Source organism: Streptosporangium sp. NPDC020072, assembly GCF_040631445.1.
Taxonomy (GTDB): Bacteria; Actinomycetota; Actinomycetes; order Streptosporangiales; family Streptosporangiaceae; genus Streptosporangium.
Genome location: NZ_JBEYAB010000022.1, coordinates 100,427 through 115,642, shown reverse-complemented (window position 1 = coordinate 115,642; position 15,216 = coordinate 100,427). Strand labels below are relative to the sequence as shown.

The window sequence follows — 15,216 nt, the reverse complement described above, 5'->3', positions numbered from 1 at the left end:
GGGTGGAATCGCTTCCCCCGGCGAACAATCTGACCCGAGGGGGGCGCCCAATGCGAAGAATTCTGACCGCCGCCACTGCGGCGACGGCCCTTTCCGCCGCGCTGACCGCCTGCGGCAGCGCCAACGGGCCCGGCGGCTACGGGGCCGTGGCGAACATCTCCGACCCGAGTCCCAGCCCGGTCCCGCCCTGGTCGCCCGGCACGAGCTCACCGTCCGGCACGGCGAACCCCGACGGAATCGCCTGGGGCCCCTGCACCGACATCAGGCGCCCGGACGGCGCGACCCCCCGGCCCGACCCCAGGTTCCAGTGCGGACGGCTGCAGATCCCGCTGGACTATGGCAAACCGGACGGTGACAAGCTGGACATGGCGGTGATCCGCGTCCAGGCGACCGAACCCGGCAGGCGGCTCGGCTCCCTGGTGTTCAACTTCGGTGGTCCCGGCGCGTCCGGCATCGACACCATGGCCCAGTCGTACAAGATCTTCAGCAGCCTGAACACCAGATACGACCTGGTCAGCTTCGACCCACGGGGGGTCGAGCGCACCGGGGGCGTCAGGTGCGGCACCGACAGGGACATGGACCACTACCTGGCCATGGACACCGTGGCCACCAACCAGGCGGAGCGGACCAGGCAGAACGAGACCATCAAGGCCTTCGTGAACGCCTGCGAACGGACCTCGGGCAAGGTCCTGCCGTACGTCGGCACGGTCAACGCCGCCCGCGACATGGACAGGCTCCGCGCGGCCCTCGGCGAGAGGCAACTCGACTACTTCGGCATCTCGTACGGCACGCAGCTCGGCGCGGTCTACGCGACGCTGTTCCCCAAGAAGGTGCACCGCTTCATCCTCGACGGGCCGCTCGACCCGAGCGTCACCCTGGAGCAGCGCTCACTGGCCCAGACGACCGCCTTCCAGCACTCCTACGACTCCTTCCTGCGGAACTGCATCAAGGGACCCGGCGAGTGCGAGGCGGGGCCGGACGTCGCGGGCGCGAACAAGAACGTCAAGGCCTTCCTCGACGACCTGCGGATCAACCCGCTGCCCGTCGGCGACCGCAAGCTCACCCAGGGCCTGGCCGTGACCGGCATCGCCGCGGCGCTGTACTCCGACCTGACCTGGCCGCTGCTCGAACAGGGATTCGGCCGTGGCTTCAAGGGCGACGGCCGGATCCTGCTGTATCTGGCGGACGCCTACAACGCCCGCATGCCCGACGGCTCCTACTCGACGATCATGAGCAGCTTCCCCGCCATCACCTGCGTGGACACCTCCGAGCGGCCGACCCGGGAGCAGCTCGACAGGACCGAGAAGGCCTCCCTGGAGATCTCCCCGCTGTTCGGCGGCTCGGGAATGGGCGCCCTGTGCGCGGCGTGGCCCGTGCCCGGCAGCGACGAGGCAAGGCGGGTGGACGCCACGGGCTCGGCCCCGATCGTGGTCGTCGGCGGCACCGGGGACCCCGCGACGCCGTACGAGTGGGCACCGAAGCTGGTCTCCCAGCTCAAGACCGGTGTGCTGGTCACCTACAAGGGCGAGGGGCACGGCGCCTACCTGTCCGGCGACTCGTGCGTCAAGCGGGTCACCGACGGCTACCTGCTCGACGGGAAGGTCCCCGAGAACGGCACCACCTGCCCCTCTTCGTGATCCCAGAAGGGACATCGACCGGGAAAACCCCTACGGAGTTACCGGAAGGATTCTGTAGGTGACAAATGGTTTGACATTCCCTCAACTGTGCTATCTCGGCACTAGGATGGATCCGTGAAGGTGCGGGTGAACTGATGCGCGAGCCATGGCATCCCGCTGCGGATGACATCAAGCTGGCCGAGGTCATGCACGCGCTGGCCGATCCGGTGCGGCTTGAGATCCTGGCGAGACTCGCCAGGAGCGAGGGTGAGAACTGCGGGGAGATCGGCAGTGGCATCGACGTGCACAAGTCCACGATGTCCCACCACTATCGGGTCCTGCGGGAGGCCGGGGTCACCCTGACCACCATGGACGGCCGCTCACGCCTGGTCAGGTTGCGGCGTGACGACCTGAACACGCGCTTCCCCGGCCTGCTCGACTCGGTGCTGAACGCGCTGCGCTGAGCGGTCGGCCGGGCGCCCGGGGTCCCAGGCCGGAGGCGTTTCAGGCCGGGGTCGGGGTGCCCGCGGCCCGCGCGATCCGCGCCGCCGAGCGGGACACCGCGTCGAGCGCCCCGCGCGTGTCGGCGCGCAGCAGCCGCCCGTCCCGCTTCATGACGCGGCCCGCCACGATCACGGTGTCCACGTTGGCCGGCCCCGCGGCGGTCACCACGGCGCCGACCGGGTCGTGGACCGGCGCGAGGCCGAGGTCCCCGGCGCGGAGCATGACGACGTCGGCCTGCCTCCCCGGCCGCAGCGAGCCGATCAGGCCGTCCATGCCGAGTACGGCGGCCCCCTCGACGGTGGCCATCCGCAGCACCTCGGCGGCGGTGAGCGACCCTCCCCTGGCCCGCTCGGCGGCGAACGCGGCGCGCATCACGGCGAACATGTCGCCCGGCGTTGCGGTGACCGTGTCGACGCCCAGCCCGGTCGTGACGCCGAAGCCGCGGAACCTGCCTGTCTCCGGCAGGCCGTGCCCCATCTGGGACTCGACGGCCGGGGCGACGGAGGCGACGCCGCCGCTGTCCGCGACGAGCCCCATCGCCTCGTCGGTGAAGCCGTTGCCGTGCACGAACATCACGTCGGACCCGAGGAGCCCCTCGCGGTGCAGCCACTCGACGGTCCCGGTCCCGGTGGCGTGCACACTGATCTGGAGGCCGAGTTCGCGGGCCAGCAGCCAGTCGGCCCTGGCCGCCTCCGCGGGGCCGTAGACGGGCCCGAGCGCCGCCAGGGCCGGGGTCACCAGGGCGGGCAGGCTCAGCCCGGCGATCCGCCGTACCTCCGCCCGCCGGCGCGGGTCGCTCCCGCCTCCGGGAGGGGCGTAGCCGAAGACGCAGCGGATTCCCGACCCGGCCAGGGCGTCGAGCGCGGCGTCGGTGTGACCGGGGGTGATCTGGATGTGCGACCAGTCGTAGACGGTGGTGGTCCCGGAGTCGAGCGCCTCAAGCGCGCCCCACAGGTTGGCCGCGTGGACGTCCTCGGCCAGGAACACGGGGCCGAGCCTGCCCAGAACGAGGTCGAGGTAGTCCCCCAGCGTGGTGTCGGCCGCGATCGAACGCAGGGCGCTCTGCCACATGTGCCGGTGCGTGTCGACGAGGCCGGGCAGCACGATCATGCCCGCCGCGTCGAGGACCTGGGCGTCCTCCGCTGCCAGGTTCGCCCCGACGGCGGCTATCACCCCGTCCTCGATGAGGACGTCCGCGTCGGGCAGGACGCGCACCTCGGGGTCGGTGTCGACGACGGTTCCGCCGGCGATGAGCATGCGCATGGAACATCTCCCTACCAAGAAAGCAATCGGAAAAGCTTTCTCAAAAGCTATCAGGGGAGAGAGCTATCCTCAATCCATGGCACCGGGAGACAGCGCCGGACGGGACCACGTCGACGAGATGATGGAGGGGTGGCGAACGGAGCTGCCCGAGGCCGCGACCGTCCACCTGGAGATCGTCAAGCGTGTCGGGCGGCTGAAGTCCATGGTCGAGGAGGTCACCCAGACCGTGCTCGGCGAGTACGGCCTGACCTACGCCGAGTTCGACGTGCTGGCGACGTTGCGCCGGGCGGGCGCCCCCCATCGCCTCAAGCCCAGCATGCTCGCCTCCCGTTCCTCGCTGACCACCGGCGGGACGAGCAACATCCTGCAGCGGCTGACCGCCGCCGGGCTCGTCGAGCGCGAGCCGGACCCGGCGGACGGCCGCAGCTCCTGGGTGTGCCTGACGCCGCTGGGCGTCCGGCGGGCCGAGGAGCTCGCCCTGGCCACGACCGAGGCGCACGACAACCTCCTGGCGGGCGTCTCCGAGGAGAGCGCGCGGACCCTGGCCGACCTGCTACGCGAGGTGCTTCTCACGCTCGGCGACCGGGCGGGCGCCTCACGCCGGGGTTGACCCCCATCCCAGACCCTCGGCCCAGTCGGCCGGGTGCCCGGGCGCCGCCTCACCGGTCTCCTCGGCCCTGCCGACCCGGTCGAGCCTGAAGGCGCGGACGTCCTGCCTGAGCCTGCACACACCCACGAGATACCAGTGCCCGCCACGCCCGCCGACCAGGACCGTCGGTTCGACCTCGCGGACGCTCACCCGTCCGCGCCGGTCCTCGTACTCGATCCTGAGCACCCGCCCGTGCAGCAGCGCCCGCTCGACCACCGCCGAAACCCGGGGATACGGCTCCGCCTCGGCGGCCGCGCCCGGCCGTACGACCGGCTCCCGCGCCCCCTGCGCGGGCAGCGCGGCCTCCAGCTTGCGCAGGGCGTCCCGGGCCGGCCCCTCCCCCTCCCGGGAGAGCGCGTCCACGACCGCCGCCGCCTCCTCCCGGGTCAGGCCGAGCGGACCCAGGGTCATGCCCTCACCGAGAAGGTAGCCACCGTCCCCGTCCGTCCGCGCGCGCACCGGCACACCGGATCTTCGCAGGTCGGAGACGTCACGTTCGACCGTACGGGCGCTCACCCCGAGCCTGGCGGCGAGCTCGCCCACCGGCAGGGCCTCGGGCGAGGCGGCGCGGAGTTCCCCGAGCAGAGCGTGCAGCCGGTCGGTACGGTTCACACTTGTCACGTTACGCGTCGATACCGACACTCCCCACTTTTCCCGCCCCAGTTGGGCAGTTGAACACACAAAACAGCACCGATACCCTGTGTCGACGTATCTCATTGGAGCCCGATGGCCGCAAGTCCGAAACACCCCCTGGCCGCCGGCCGGAACTCCGGCGGAAAGCACGACGTCACCCCCTCGGGGTCCAAGGCGACGAAGGTCATCACCCTCACCGGGATCGGTGTCGTCTCGCTGCTCCTGATCGGCTACTGCTCGGCGCAGGACGACTACGAGGAGGTCGGGGCCGAGTGCGTCGACCTCAACAGCTACCAGCCGGACGGCTCGTACACGGTCGTCGACGAGGACTACTGCGACGATGACGACGAGAGCAGCTACCACGGCTCCCACGGCGCCTACCGGTGGTACTACGGCGGCGTGAGGACGGGGACCCGGATCGGCCACGGCACCACGGTGCGTCCCTCCGACGTGCGGATCACGACCCGCAAGGGAACGGTCATCCAGCGAGGCGGCTTCGGGAGCCGCTGGGGCAGCGGCGGAAGCTGACCCGGGCGGATGAGACGCGAGACCTCGCCTCCCCGCGACGGCTGGGAGGCCATCATCGAGAGCCAGGGACTGGCCTACCACCGCACGGCCCACCCCGGCGGCCTGGATCGCCCCTACTGGGACGAGGGCGCGCACTACGTCTTCTCCATGGACGAGGTGCTCAGCCTTGAGGCCCAGGTGGAGGAACTGCACCGGATGTGCCTGCACGCCGTCGAGCACGTCGTCGAGCGGGGCCGCTACGCCGACTTCGCCGTGCCGGAGTGGGCGGGCCAGGAGATCGCCGACTCCTGGCGGCGCGGCGACCCCCACCTGTTCGGCCGCTTCGACCTGCGCTACGACGGAACCGGCCCGGCCAAGCTGCTCGAGTACAACGCCGACACCCCGACCAGCCTGCTGGAGAGCTCGGTCGTGCAGTGGTTCTGGCTGCGTGACCGCCATCCGGGCGACGACCAGTGGAACTCCATCCACGAACGGCTCATCGACCGGTGGCGGCAGATAGCCGAGGGGCTGCCGACCGGGCCCTCACACTTCGCCTGGACCAGGATGGACGAGACCGGTGAGGAGGCGATGACGATCGCCTACCTCCAGGAGACCGCCGAGCAGGCGGGGCTGAGCACGATCGCCGTGGCCATGGAGGACATCGGCTGGGACGGCCTCAACCTGCGCTTCGTCGACATGGAACGCCGGGTGATCCGCTCCCTGTGCAAGCTGTACCCCTGGGAGTGGGCCGTCGCCGACCCCTTCGGCGCCAGGGCGGTGCGCCAGCAGGTCTCCTCGACCTGGATCGAGCCGCTGTGGAAGATGCTGCTGTCGAACAAGGCGCTGCTCGCGGTGCTCTGGGAGCTGTACCCCGGCCATCCCAACCTGCTGCCCGCCTACCTCGACGGCCCCCGCGACCTGACCTCCTACATCGTCAAGCCACTGCTCGGCAGGGAGGGCGCGGGCATGCGGATCGTCACCCCCGGCACGAGCGTCGAGACCCCGGGCGACTACGGCGCCGAGGGGCACGTCCACCAGGAGTTCCAGGCGCTGCCGCTCTTCGACGGCTGGCGTCCGGTGCTCGGCGCCTGGGTCGTCCACGACGAGGCGGCCGGGGTCGGCATCCGCGAGACATCCGGGCTCGTCACCGACGACACCTCATCCTTCGTCCCGCACCGCATCGAACTCTGAGGCCCCCTCGGCTCCGCCTGAAAGCCCAGAAGAGCCCGAAAAGAGAGAACCATGATCCCCACCCCTCAGCCGCTCGCCATCGCGGGCACGGAGACCGTCTCGCTCGCCGAGACCCTCGGCCGCGGCGCCCTCGCCATCGCCTCCTACGCCGTGCTCGGCGTGATCCTGCTGATCATCGGCTTCTACGTGATCGACCTCGCCATCCCCGGCAAGCTCAGCAGGTTGATCAGGGTCGACCGCAATCCCAACGCCACGATGCTCACCGCCTCCGGCCTGACCGCCGTCGGACTGATCGTCGCGGCCTCCATCTGGTCCTCCGGCGGAGCCCTGCACGAGGGGCTGCTGGCCACCCTGGTCTTCGGGCTGGCCGGCATCGCCGTGCAGACGGTGGCGATGCTCGCCTTCGACAGGGTGGTCGGGATCTCCGTCCGCGAACTCGTCACGGAGTCCGACCTGCAGCCGGGCACACGTCTTCTCGCGGTTACCCACGTGGTCATCGGGCTGATCACGGCCGTCGCCGTCATCTGACCGCCCCCGGGATCGGCGCCCGGGCCTCCGGCCGCGGCTGGCGCATCCCTCGCGACCTGGCACTCTTATCACGTGAGGGAGCGGAGCGAGAGAGCCAGCAGACACAGCGACGCCGTGGCAGGGGCCGGGCAGGGGGATCTCGCCTCGGACCGGATACGGCAGGACACCACCCGCAGGCTGGAGCGGGCCATGGGAACGCTGGGAACGGCCGCCATGTCGAGGATGGACGAGCGGCTGATGTGGTTCCGCGCCCTGTCCGCCGAGGACAGGTCGTGGGTCGGGCTGGTCGCCCAGGCGGGCATCGCCGCGTTCGTCGAGTGGTTCCAGCACGCCGGAGAGGGCCGCCTGACCCCCAGCATCGAGTTCTTCGGCACCGCGCCGAGAGAGCTGAAGCGCTCCATCTCGCTGCAGCAGACGGTCGACATCGTCCGCATGGTCGTCGAGGTCGTCGAGGCGCAGACCGGGGAGCTGGCCGCGCCGGGCGGGGAGGCGCAGCTCCAGCAGGCGATGCTCCGCTACACCCGTGACGTCGCCTTCGCCGCCGCGCAGGTCTACGCGCGCGAGGCGGAGGCGCGCGGCGCCTGGGACGCGCGCCTTGAGGCGTTGATCGTGGACGCCCTGGTCAGGGGCGAGGTCGACGACGGCCTGCACTCGTGGGCCGCGGCGCTCGGCTGGACCTCCTCCCCCGTCGTCGTGCTGGCCGGGCAGACGCCGGACGACGACCCGCAGGCGGTGATCGACGGGCTGCGCGACCGGGGCCGCAGATCCGGCCTCGACATGCTGGCCGGTGTCCAGGGCGGCCGCCTGATCGTGATCGTCGGCGGCGCGGACAGCGTCGGCGCGGCGGCCAGGCACGTGGTGCCGCGTTTCGGCCCCGGCCCCGTCGTGATCGGCCCCGAGGTGAACGACCTGCAGGCGGCCGCCAGTTCGGCCAGGGCCGCGATAGCCGGGCTGCGGGCGGCGGCCGGCTGGCCGGACGCCCCCCGGCCCGTCCACGCGGAGGACCTGCTGGCCGAGCGGGCCATCGACGGTGACGCCGACGCGAGGGGCCAGCTGATCGAGAACGTCTACGTCCCGCTCGCGGGCACGCCCCTCCTCGACACCCTGGCGACCTATCTGGAGCAGGGCACTTCCCTCGAAGCCACGGCCCGGTTACTGTTCGTGCACCCGAACACGGTTCGCTACCGCCTGCGGAAGATCACCGAGCTGACGGGCTACCAGCCGACCGAGGGCCGCTCTGCCTTCACGCTGCAGGTCGGGCTCATTCTCGGCCGCTTGTCCGAGACGGACGTCACATAGTGGTTTGCCGGTAATCTCCAAGAAACCTCCGTTGTAGGCTTCCTACAAGAGAGTGAACACAAAGTTCGTCAGAATCCCTATCCGTGTAGCGAAGTTCTACAGGGCACGCTGGGGTTCGTGCTCGTACTCGTCGCGCCGGGCCAAGGCGCCCAGACTCCAGGCTTCCTGACCCCGTGGCTTGAGCTACCGGGTCTGGCGGACCGCCTGTCCGCGTGGTCCGACCTGATCGGTCTCGACCTGATCTCCTACGGGACCACCGCGGGAGCGGACGAGATCCGTGACACCGCGGTGGCTCAGCCACTGCTCGTAGCCGCCGGGCTGGCCGTCGCCGAGGTCCTCGGGGCCTCCCCCGACGTCGTCGCCGGGCACAGCGTGGGCGAGCTGACCGCCGCCGCGCTGGCCGGGGTGCTGACCCCCGAGCAGTCCCTGACCCTCGTGCGCGAGCGCGGCCTGGCCATGGCCGAGGCCGCCGCGGTCACCGAGACCGGCATGATCGCCGTCCTCGGCGGCGAGGAGGAGGACGTGCTCGCCGCCATCGACAAGCACGGTCTCACCCCCGCCAACGTCAACGGTGCCGGGCAGATCGTCGCGGGCGGCACCCTGGCCCAGATCGAGGAGTTCAAGGCCGACCCGCCCGCCCGTGCCAGGCTGATCGCCCTGTCGGTCGCGGGCGCCTTCCACACCGAGCACATGGCCCCCGCCGTCGACCGTCTGCGTACGGCCGCCGCCGCCATCACCCCGAACGACCCCGCCGTCACGCTGCTGTCCAACGCCGACGGCGCCGCGGTCGCCGGCGGCGCCGAGTTCGTCGAGCGCCTGGTCAACCAGATCGCCAACCCGGTCCGCTGGAACGCCTGCATGACGACCATGGCCGACATGGGCGTCACCACGATGATCGAGCTGACCCCCGGCGGCACCCTGACCGGCCTGGCCAAGCGCGCCCTGCGCGGCGTGAAGGCCGTCCCCCTGAAGACCCCCGACGACCTGGACGCGGCACGAGAGGCCCTCAAGTGAAAGTACGGCAGGGCGCTCCGGGCGCGAAGATCCTGGCACTGGGCCACTACCAGCCGTCCAACGTGGTCACCAACGACGATCTCGCGGCGACCATGGAGACCAACGACGAGTGGATCCAGAGCCGGGTCGGCATCAAGGAGCGCCGGATCGCCCCCGCCTCCGAGTCCGAGATCGACCTCGCCGTGCAGGCGGGCGGCAAGGCCCTGGCCACCAGCGGGCTCTCGGCCTCCGACATCGACCTGGTGATCGTCGCCACCTGCACGCTCGAAGCCCAGATCCCCAACGCCGCCGCCAGGGTCGCCACCCGCCTCGGCATCGAGTCTCCGGGCGCGTTCGACGTGAACACCGCCTGCTCCGGCTTCTGCTACGCCCTGGCCGTCGCCGACGACGCCATCCGCTCGGGATCGGCGACCAACGTCCTGGTCATCGGCACCGAGAAGCTCTCCCAGTGGATCGACTGGACCGACAGGAGCACCGCGGTGATCTTCGCCGACGGTGCGGGAGCCGCGGTCGTCGGCCCTTCGCAGACCCCGGGCATCGGCCCCGTCGTGTGGGGCAGCGCGGGCGACAAGTCCGAGGCGATCATGATCAAGGACCGCGCCTCCCACCTGACCCAGGAGGGCCAGACGGTCTTCCGCTGGGCCACCACGGCCCTGCACCCGGTGGCCAAGCAGGTCTGCGAGGCCGCCGGAGTCGACCCCGCCGACCTCGCGGCCTTCGTGCCCCACCAGGCCAACCTGCGCATCATCGAAGCCATCGCCCGCAAGATCGGCGCGGAGAACGCCGTCATCGCCAGGGACATCGTCCTGGCGGGCAACACCTCCGCCGCCTCGGTCCCGCTGGCCCTGTCCCGGATGGTCGAACGCGGCGAGGTCCAGTCGGGCGGACTCGCCCTGCTACTCGGTTTCGGCGCCGGCCTCACCTATGCCGGCCAGGTCGTCGAGATCCCCTAGAGCTTGTACGGCTCCGGCCGTGCAAAACCCAAGAAGACCCAACATCACCACCCAATCCCAAGGAGAACACTCGACATGGCCCTGACCGAGCAGGAGATCCTCGCTGGTATCGGCAAGATCATCAACGAGATCACCGGGATTCCGGCCTCCGAGGTCAGCCCGGAGAAGAGCTTCGTTGACGACCTCGACATCGACTCGCTGTCCATGGTCGAGATCGCCGTCGCCGCCCAGGACGAGTTCGGCGTCGAGATCCCCGACGAGCAGCTCAAGAACCTCAAGACCGTCAAGGACGTCATCGGTTTCATCCAGAACTGAGAAAGGTCTCTGGACACCTACCGGCTTCGGCCCGCGAATCACAAGGAGCGCAAGACAGTGAACACAGACCAGGTACGCGTCGTCGTCACCGGGCTCGGCGCGACCACGCCCCTCGGTGGGAACGTCGCCTCGTCCTGGTCGGCGCTTCTCGCCGGTCAGTCGGGGGTTCGCAACCTCACCGAGGACTGGGTCGACTCAGTCCCGGTGAAGTTCGCAGCCGCGGCCGCCGTGGACCCGACCGAGGTTCTGCCCCGGCCGGAGGCACGGCGGCTGGACCGCGCGGAGCAGTTCGCGCTGGTCGCGGCCCGTGAGGCCTGGGCGCACGCCGCGATCGACAAGGTCGACCCCGAGCGTCTCGGCGTGGTCGTCGGCAGCGGCATCGGCGGCATCACCACGGTCCTGGCCGCCTACGACACCTTCAAGGAGAGGGGCTGGCAGCGACTGTCGCCCTTCACCGTGCCGATGCTGATGCCCAACGGCGCCGCAGGCTGGATCGGCATCGAGATCGGCGCCCGCGCCGGCGTGCACGCGACCGTGAGCGCCTGCGCCACCGGTGCCGAGTCGATCGGATACGGCATCGAGATGATCCGCTCCGGACGTGCCGACGTGGTGGTCGCGGGCGGCACCGAGGCGGCCATCCACCCGCTGAACATCGGTTCCTTCGCCGCCATGCGCGCGATGTCCACCCGCAACGACGCGCCCCACCTCGCCTCGCGGCCCTGGGACAAGAGCCGTGACGGATTCGTGCTCGGTGAGGGCGCCGGCATCGTGGTGCTGGAGTCCGAGGAGCACGCCCTCGCGCGTGGCGCCAAGATCTACGCGGTGGCGGCGGGCGTCGGTTACTCAGCCGACGCGCACCACATCGCCCAGCCCGAGCCCCTCGGCGCGGGCGTCATGCTGGCCATGCGCCGCGTCCTGGAGAACTCCGGCCTGACCGGTGCCGACATCAAGCACATCAACGCGCACGCGACCTCCACCCCCGCGGGTGACGTGGTCGAGACGGTTGCGATCAGCGAGGTCATCGGCAACCACCCGCTGGTCACCAGCACCAAGTCGATGACCGGGCACCTGCTCGGCGGCGCCGGTGGCATCGAGTCGGTCTTCACCATCCTGGCGCTGCACGAGCGGATCGCCCCCGCCACGATCAACATCGACGAGCTCGACGAGGGCGTCGAGGTGGACATCGTGCGTGACAAGCCGCGCGCGCTGCCCGACGGCCAGATCGCCGCGATCAACAACTCCTTCGGGTTCGGCGGACACGACGTCGCCGTGGCCTTCACCAGCATCTGACAGGAGCCCGTGATGACTGTGCTCGACAACAGGGTGGTGAACGACGCCTCCGACAAGGAGGCCGACGATCCCCGCGACCCCCAGGTGCGTCTGGCCGCCCTCCTCGACGAGGGATCGATCAGGCTGATCTCTCCTGTGGACCGCAGCGGGGCGCTGGCGGCGATGGGTCGCGTTGAGGGCGTCCCCGTCGTGGTCTTCGTCAGCGACGCCCGGATGCAGGGCGGCGCGATGGGCAGCCAGGGGTGCGAGCACATCGTGCACGCCTACGACGTCGCGGTCCGCGAGCGGGTCCCGATCATCGGCGTGTGGCACTCCGGCGGCGCACGGCTCGCCGAGGGCGCCGAGTCGCTGCACGCGGTCGGCCGTGTCTTCGCCGCCATGACCCGGGCCTCCGGAGTCGTCCCGCAGCTCTCCGTGGTCGTCGGCCCCGCGGCGGGCGGCGCCGCCTACGGCCCCGCGCTGACCGACATCGTGATCCTGGCCGACGAGGGCCGCATCTTCGTCACCGGCCCCGACGTGGTGCGCAGCGTCACCGGCGAGCAGATCGACATGGCCGCCCTCGGCGGCCCCGAGCCGCACAGCAAGCGCAGCGGCGTGGTCCACATCGTCACCAAGACCGAGACCGACGCCTACCTGCAGGCCCGCCGCCTGGCGGTGCTGCTGGGCCACCAGGGCAGGGTCCGCACCGACCTCGACGAGGTCGACTTCTCCGACCTGCTGCCGGACAACCCCCGCCGCGCCTACGACATCAAGCCGCTGGTCAAGGGGCTCCTGGACGAGCCCGGAGTCGAGTTGCACGCCAAGTGGGCGCCGAACGTCGTCACCACGCTCGGCCGTCTCGGCGGCCGGACCGTCGGCGTCGTCGCCAACAACCCGATGCGTCTCGGCGGCTGTCTCGACGCCACCTCGGCGGAGAAGGCCGCACGGTTCGTCCGTATGTGCGATGCCTTCGGGGTGCCGCTGGTCGTCCTGGTCGACGTCCCCGGTTACCTGCCCGGCGTCGGTCAGGAGCACGACGGTGTGGTCCGCCGCGGCGCCAAGCTCCTGCACGCCTTCGCCGAGGCCTCGGTCCCGCGCGTCACCCTGATAACCCGCAAGGCGTACGGCGGCGCCTACATCGCGATGAACTCCCGCTCCCTGGGCGCGACCAAGGTCTTCGGCTGGCCGACCGCCCAGATCGCGGTCATGGGCGCGGTCGCCGCGGTGCGCATCCTGAAGCGGCGCGAACTGGCCGCCGCCCCTGAGGACGAGCGCGCCGCGCTTGAGACCAGGCTCGCCGAGGAGCACGAACTCCTCGCGGGCGGGCTCCAGAGGGCCATCGAGATCGGCGTCATCGACGAGGTCATCAAGCCCGAGGAGACCCGGGGAGCCATCGCCAAGGTGCTCGCCCAGGCGACTCCGGCCCGGGGCGCCCACGGCAACATCCCGCTGTGACCTGATCCCGCCGTCACACCACGCTTCTGCGACGCCCCCGCGCGGCTCACGCCGCCGGGGGCGTCGTGCTTTCCCCCCGGTTCCGGGAAGGCCCGCGGCGGCCCCGGACGGTGCCGCGCCCGCGCAGGACCTCACCCCGGGAGGGAGCGCGGGCGGGTGCTCCACCGCCCGTTCGGGGAAGCGCTCTCCGGGGGGCGAAGCCGTAGGAGGAGGGGACGCCGGGGCGGTCACCGTCCGTGACGGGCCGCCGGGTCACACCGCGGCGTGCAGCCAGCGGACCGGGGCGCCCTCGCCCGCGTAGCGGAAGGACTCAAGCTCGGCGTCCCACTGTTTGCCGAGCATGCGATCCAGCTCCTCCTCAAGGACCACCCTGCCCTGGCGGGCCATCAGCATGGCCGAGCGCAGCCGGTCCTCGGGGATCAGGATGTCGCCCGCGGCCCCGATCACCGCCGTGAAGGCGCCGAGTGAGGGGGTGTAGGCATTGCGTGACCCGTCGGCGCCTGGTGTGGCGTCCTCCGTGATCTCGAATCGGATCCGTTGCCAGCCCATCAAGGACGAGGTGATGGCCGCCGCGGTTCCCGGCCGCCCCTCCCACTCGGCCTGGGCGCGCACGTGACCGGGCGCGGCGGGCTGTGGAGTCCAGGTCAGGTCTACGGGCACGCCAAGGACACCTGCGACCGCCCATTCGATATGAGGGCACAGCGCAGGCTGAGCTGAGTGGACGTAGAGCACGCCACGAGCAGACACCGGACCTCCCGTTTCGTACGAGGTGCGCCTTCCCCAACGGCCTCGCCAGGATGATCACAAGTGACTGAAGGAAGACTACCGTCGGTTGTGACGCCGCACCAGAGGGGGGTCATACCGAGATGTTGCGACGCGCAGACGCGTCTGCGGCATCCTCTGAAAGGAAAACACCCATCGACCTGGTGATCAACCCTGGAGTACCGGATGGACGCCGACATCACCCGTGTGGAGCCCGTCGCGGGAGTGATCTCCCTGATCAGGCCCGGCCAGTTGCTCACCGACGCCCTCGGCGCGGAGGCCGCCGAGCGGTGGACGATCGCGGTCGCCGAGACCGACGGAGTCTTCCGCGTACGGCTCTCGCCCGGCGTGGACGTCTGCGAACTGGTGGCCACGCTACGTGACCAAGGTCACAGTGCGTCACCCAACCACGTGCTGGTCGGCCAGCCCCTCTTCTTCGGCGGCCCCGCCTCACGGCCCTTCCCCGTCGACCCCGTCCCCGCGCCGGGAGGAAGCCCCGGAAGCGGGGTGACCGTCGCGGTCGCCGACACCGGCCTCGCCCCGCATCCCTGGTGGCGGGAACGGACCTGGTTCGGAGAGGGACGGCAGGAGACCGAGGTTCCCGACACCGACCGCGACGGCCTGCTGGACCCTCAGGCGGGGCACGGCACCTTCGTCACCGGCCTGGTGCTGCGCGCGGCCCCCGGGGCACGGATCCGCCCGCTACGGGTGCTGGACGGCCGGGGCCTGGGAGACGAGGCGGCGCTGCTGCGCGTCCTGGGCAGGCTCGCGAACGATCCACCGCAGGTGCTCAACCTCTCCCTCGGCTGCCACACCTTCGACGACAGGCCCTCCCCGCTGGTCGAGACCGCGCTGGCCGGATTGTCCTCGACCGCCGTCGTCGCCTGCGCGGGCAACACGGCCTCGACCCGCCCGTTCTGGCCCGCCGCCCTGCCCGGAGTGGTCGCGGTGGGCGCGCTCGACGCGGCCGAGCAGGCCCGGGCGCCGTTCTCCGCGCACGGCCCGTGGGTGGACGCCTGGACACGCGGCGAGTGGCTGCGCAGCGCCTTCCTGCGCCATGGAGCGTTCCGCGGCTACGCCGGATGGAGCGGGACCTCCTTCGCCGCGGCCGTGGTCAGCGGAGCGATCGCCGCTGCGACCGGGGAGCGTACCCCGAAGGAGGCGGCGGCCCACGTTCTCGATCCCACCCGCAACCGGCGAATTCCGGATCTGGGGGTCGTCGTGCCCACGCCAAGGTAAAGTCTCACCCAAAGTCTTC

16 protein-coding genes are annotated in these 15,216 nt (G+C 71.0%); 13 read left to right on the top strand and 3 right to left on the bottom strand.

Annotated features, from left to right (window positions below; genetic code table 11):
- Positions 1-50: 50 nt before the first annotated feature.
- Positions 51-1,637 (top strand): alpha/beta fold hydrolase, encoded by a 1,587-nt coding sequence (locus tag ABZ470_RS38705; RefSeq protein ID WP_362917808.1) that lies wholly within the window; start codon positions 51-53, stop codon positions 1,635-1,637.
- 134 nt (positions 1,638-1,771) lie between these two features.
- The gene (locus ABZ470_RS38700; RefSeq protein ID WP_352016388.1) at positions 1,772-2,080 is read left to right on the top strand and encodes a metalloregulator ArsR/SmtB family transcription factor; all 309 of its coding nucleotides are present in this window, start codon (positions 1,772-1,774) and stop codon (positions 2,078-2,080) included.
- 40 nt (positions 2,081-2,120) lie between these two features.
- Here the strand turns inward: ABZ470_RS38700 and ABZ470_RS38695 are convergent, their stop codons facing one another.
- Entirely contained in the window at positions 2,121-3,383 is a 1,263-nt protein-coding gene (locus ABZ470_RS38695; RefSeq protein WP_362917806.1) for an amidohydrolase family protein, read from the bottom strand.
- 76 nt (positions 3,384-3,459) lie between these two features.
- Between ABZ470_RS38695 and ABZ470_RS38690 the strand changes: the two genes are divergently transcribed.
- Positions 3,460-3,993, top strand: coding sequence for a MarR family transcriptional regulator (locus ABZ470_RS38690; protein WP_362917804.1), 534 nt, complete (start codon positions 3,460-3,462; stop codon positions 3,991-3,993).
- On the opposite strand, the gene ABZ470_RS38685 is transcribed toward ABZ470_RS38690, so the two are convergent.
- On the bottom strand, positions 3,979-4,644 hold the full coding sequence (locus ABZ470_RS38685) for a WYL domain-containing protein (RefSeq protein WP_362917802.1): 666 nt from the start codon (positions 4,642-4,644) through the stop codon (positions 3,979-3,981). The genes ABZ470_RS38690 and ABZ470_RS38685 overlap by 15 nt on opposite strands.
- 114 nt (positions 4,645-4,758) lie before the next feature.
- On the opposite strand from ABZ470_RS38685, the gene ABZ470_RS38680 reads away from it, so the two are divergent.
- From ABZ470_RS38680 to ABZ470_RS38640, 9 genes are all read left to right on the top strand, one after another.
- Positions 4,759-5,193 (top strand): hypothetical protein, encoded by a 435-nt coding sequence (locus ABZ470_RS38680; RefSeq protein WP_352016384.1) that lies wholly within the window; start codon positions 4,759-4,761, stop codon positions 5,191-5,193.
- Positions 5,194-5,202: 9 nt separating this feature from the next.
- Positions 5,203-6,363: a glutathionylspermidine synthase family protein gene (locus ABZ470_RS38675; RefSeq protein ID WP_362781835.1), complete on the top strand. Its 1,161-nt coding sequence runs from the start codon at positions 5,203-5,205 to the stop codon at positions 6,361-6,363.
- 51 nt (positions 6,364-6,414) lie between these two features.
- Complete coding sequence (locus tag ABZ470_RS38670) at positions 6,415-6,891, top strand: DUF350 domain-containing protein (RefSeq protein ID WP_352016382.1); 477 nt, start codon at positions 6,415-6,417, stop codon at positions 6,889-6,891.
- 189 nt (positions 6,892-7,080) lie between these two features.
- Positions 7,081-8,190: a helix-turn-helix domain-containing protein gene (locus tag ABZ470_RS38665; RefSeq protein WP_352016428.1), complete on the top strand. Its 1,110-nt coding sequence runs from the start codon at positions 7,081-7,083 to the stop codon at positions 8,188-8,190.
- A gap of 117 nt (positions 8,191-8,307) precedes the next feature.
- A complete protein-coding gene (locus ABZ470_RS38660) occupies positions 8,308-9,204 on the top strand; it encodes an ACP S-malonyltransferase (protein WP_362781831.1) in 897 nt (298 codons plus the stop codon).
- A complete protein-coding gene (locus tag ABZ470_RS38655) occupies positions 9,201-10,157 on the top strand; it encodes a beta-ketoacyl-ACP synthase III (RefSeq protein ID WP_352016380.1) in 957 nt (318 codons plus the stop codon). The genes ABZ470_RS38660 and ABZ470_RS38655 overlap by 4 nt, the downstream gene beginning before the upstream one ends.
- Positions 10,158-10,232: 75 nt before the next feature.
- A complete protein-coding gene (locus ABZ470_RS38650) occupies positions 10,233-10,472 on the top strand; it encodes an acyl carrier protein (RefSeq protein WP_352016379.1) in 240 nt (79 codons plus the stop codon).
- 57 nt (positions 10,473-10,529) lie between these two features.
- On the top strand, positions 10,530-11,762 hold the full coding sequence (gene fabF / locus ABZ470_RS38645; RefSeq protein WP_352016378.1) for a beta-ketoacyl-ACP synthase II: 1,233 nt from the start codon (positions 10,530-10,532) through the stop codon (positions 11,760-11,762).
- Between the two features lie 12 nt (positions 11,763-11,774).
- Positions 11,775-13,196 (top strand): carboxyl transferase domain-containing protein, encoded by a 1,422-nt coding sequence (locus tag ABZ470_RS38640; RefSeq protein WP_352016377.1) that lies wholly within the window; start codon positions 11,775-11,777, stop codon positions 13,194-13,196.
- 252 nt (positions 13,197-13,448) lie between these two features.
- Here ABZ470_RS38640 and ABZ470_RS38635 read toward each other — a convergent pair whose 3' ends face one another.
- On the bottom strand, positions 13,449-13,943 hold the full coding sequence (locus tag ABZ470_RS38635; RefSeq protein ID WP_352016376.1) for a DUF3145 domain-containing protein: 495 nt from the start codon (positions 13,941-13,943) through the stop codon (positions 13,449-13,451).
- A gap of 201 nt (positions 13,944-14,144) precedes the next feature.
- On the opposite strand from ABZ470_RS38635, the gene ABZ470_RS38630 reads away from it, so the two are divergent.
- Positions 14,145-15,197: a S8/S53 family peptidase gene (locus ABZ470_RS38630; protein WP_352016375.1), complete on the top strand. Its 1,053-nt coding sequence runs from the start codon at positions 14,145-14,147 to the stop codon at positions 15,195-15,197.
- The last annotated feature ends 19 nt before the right edge of the window (positions 15,198-15,216 follow it).

Bases quoted from the DNA above. Each gene is read 5' to 3' on its own strand.
- ABZ470_RS38705 (WP_362917808.1), top strand. From the start codon at position 51: ATGCGAAGAATTCTGACCGCCGCCACTGCGGCGACGGCCCTTTCCGCC.
- ABZ470_RS38700 (WP_352016388.1), top strand. From the start codon at position 1,772: ATGCGCGAGCCATGGCATCCCGCTGCGGATGACATCAAGCTGGCCGAG.
- ABZ470_RS38695 (WP_362917806.1), bottom strand. From the start codon at position 3,383: ATGCGCATGCTCATCGCCGGCGGAACCGTCGTCGACACCGACCCCGAG.
- ABZ470_RS38690 (WP_362917804.1), top strand. From the start codon at position 3,460: ATGGCACCGGGAGACAGCGCCGGACGGGACCACGTCGACGAGATGATG.
- ABZ470_RS38680 (WP_352016384.1), top strand. From the start codon at position 4,759: ATGGCCGCAAGTCCGAAACACCCCCTGGCCGCCGGCCGGAACTCCGGC.
- ABZ470_RS38675 (WP_362781835.1), top strand. From the start codon at position 5,203: ATGAGACGCGAGACCTCGCCTCCCCGCGACGGCTGGGAGGCCATCATC.
- ABZ470_RS38670 (WP_352016382.1), top strand. From the start codon at position 6,415: ATGATCCCCACCCCTCAGCCGCTCGCCATCGCGGGCACGGAGACCGTC.
- ABZ470_RS38665 (WP_352016428.1), top strand. From the start codon at position 7,081: ATGGGAACGCTGGGAACGGCCGCCATGTCGAGGATGGACGAGCGGCTG.
- ABZ470_RS38650 (WP_352016379.1), top strand. From the start codon at position 10,233: ATGGCCCTGACCGAGCAGGAGATCCTCGCTGGTATCGGCAAGATCATC.
- ABZ470_RS38640 (WP_352016377.1), top strand. From the start codon at position 11,775: ATGACTGTGCTCGACAACAGGGTGGTGAACGACGCCTCCGACAAGGAG.
- ABZ470_RS38630 (WP_352016375.1), top strand. From the start codon at position 14,145: ATGGACGCCGACATCACCCGTGTGGAGCCCGTCGCGGGAGTGATCTCC.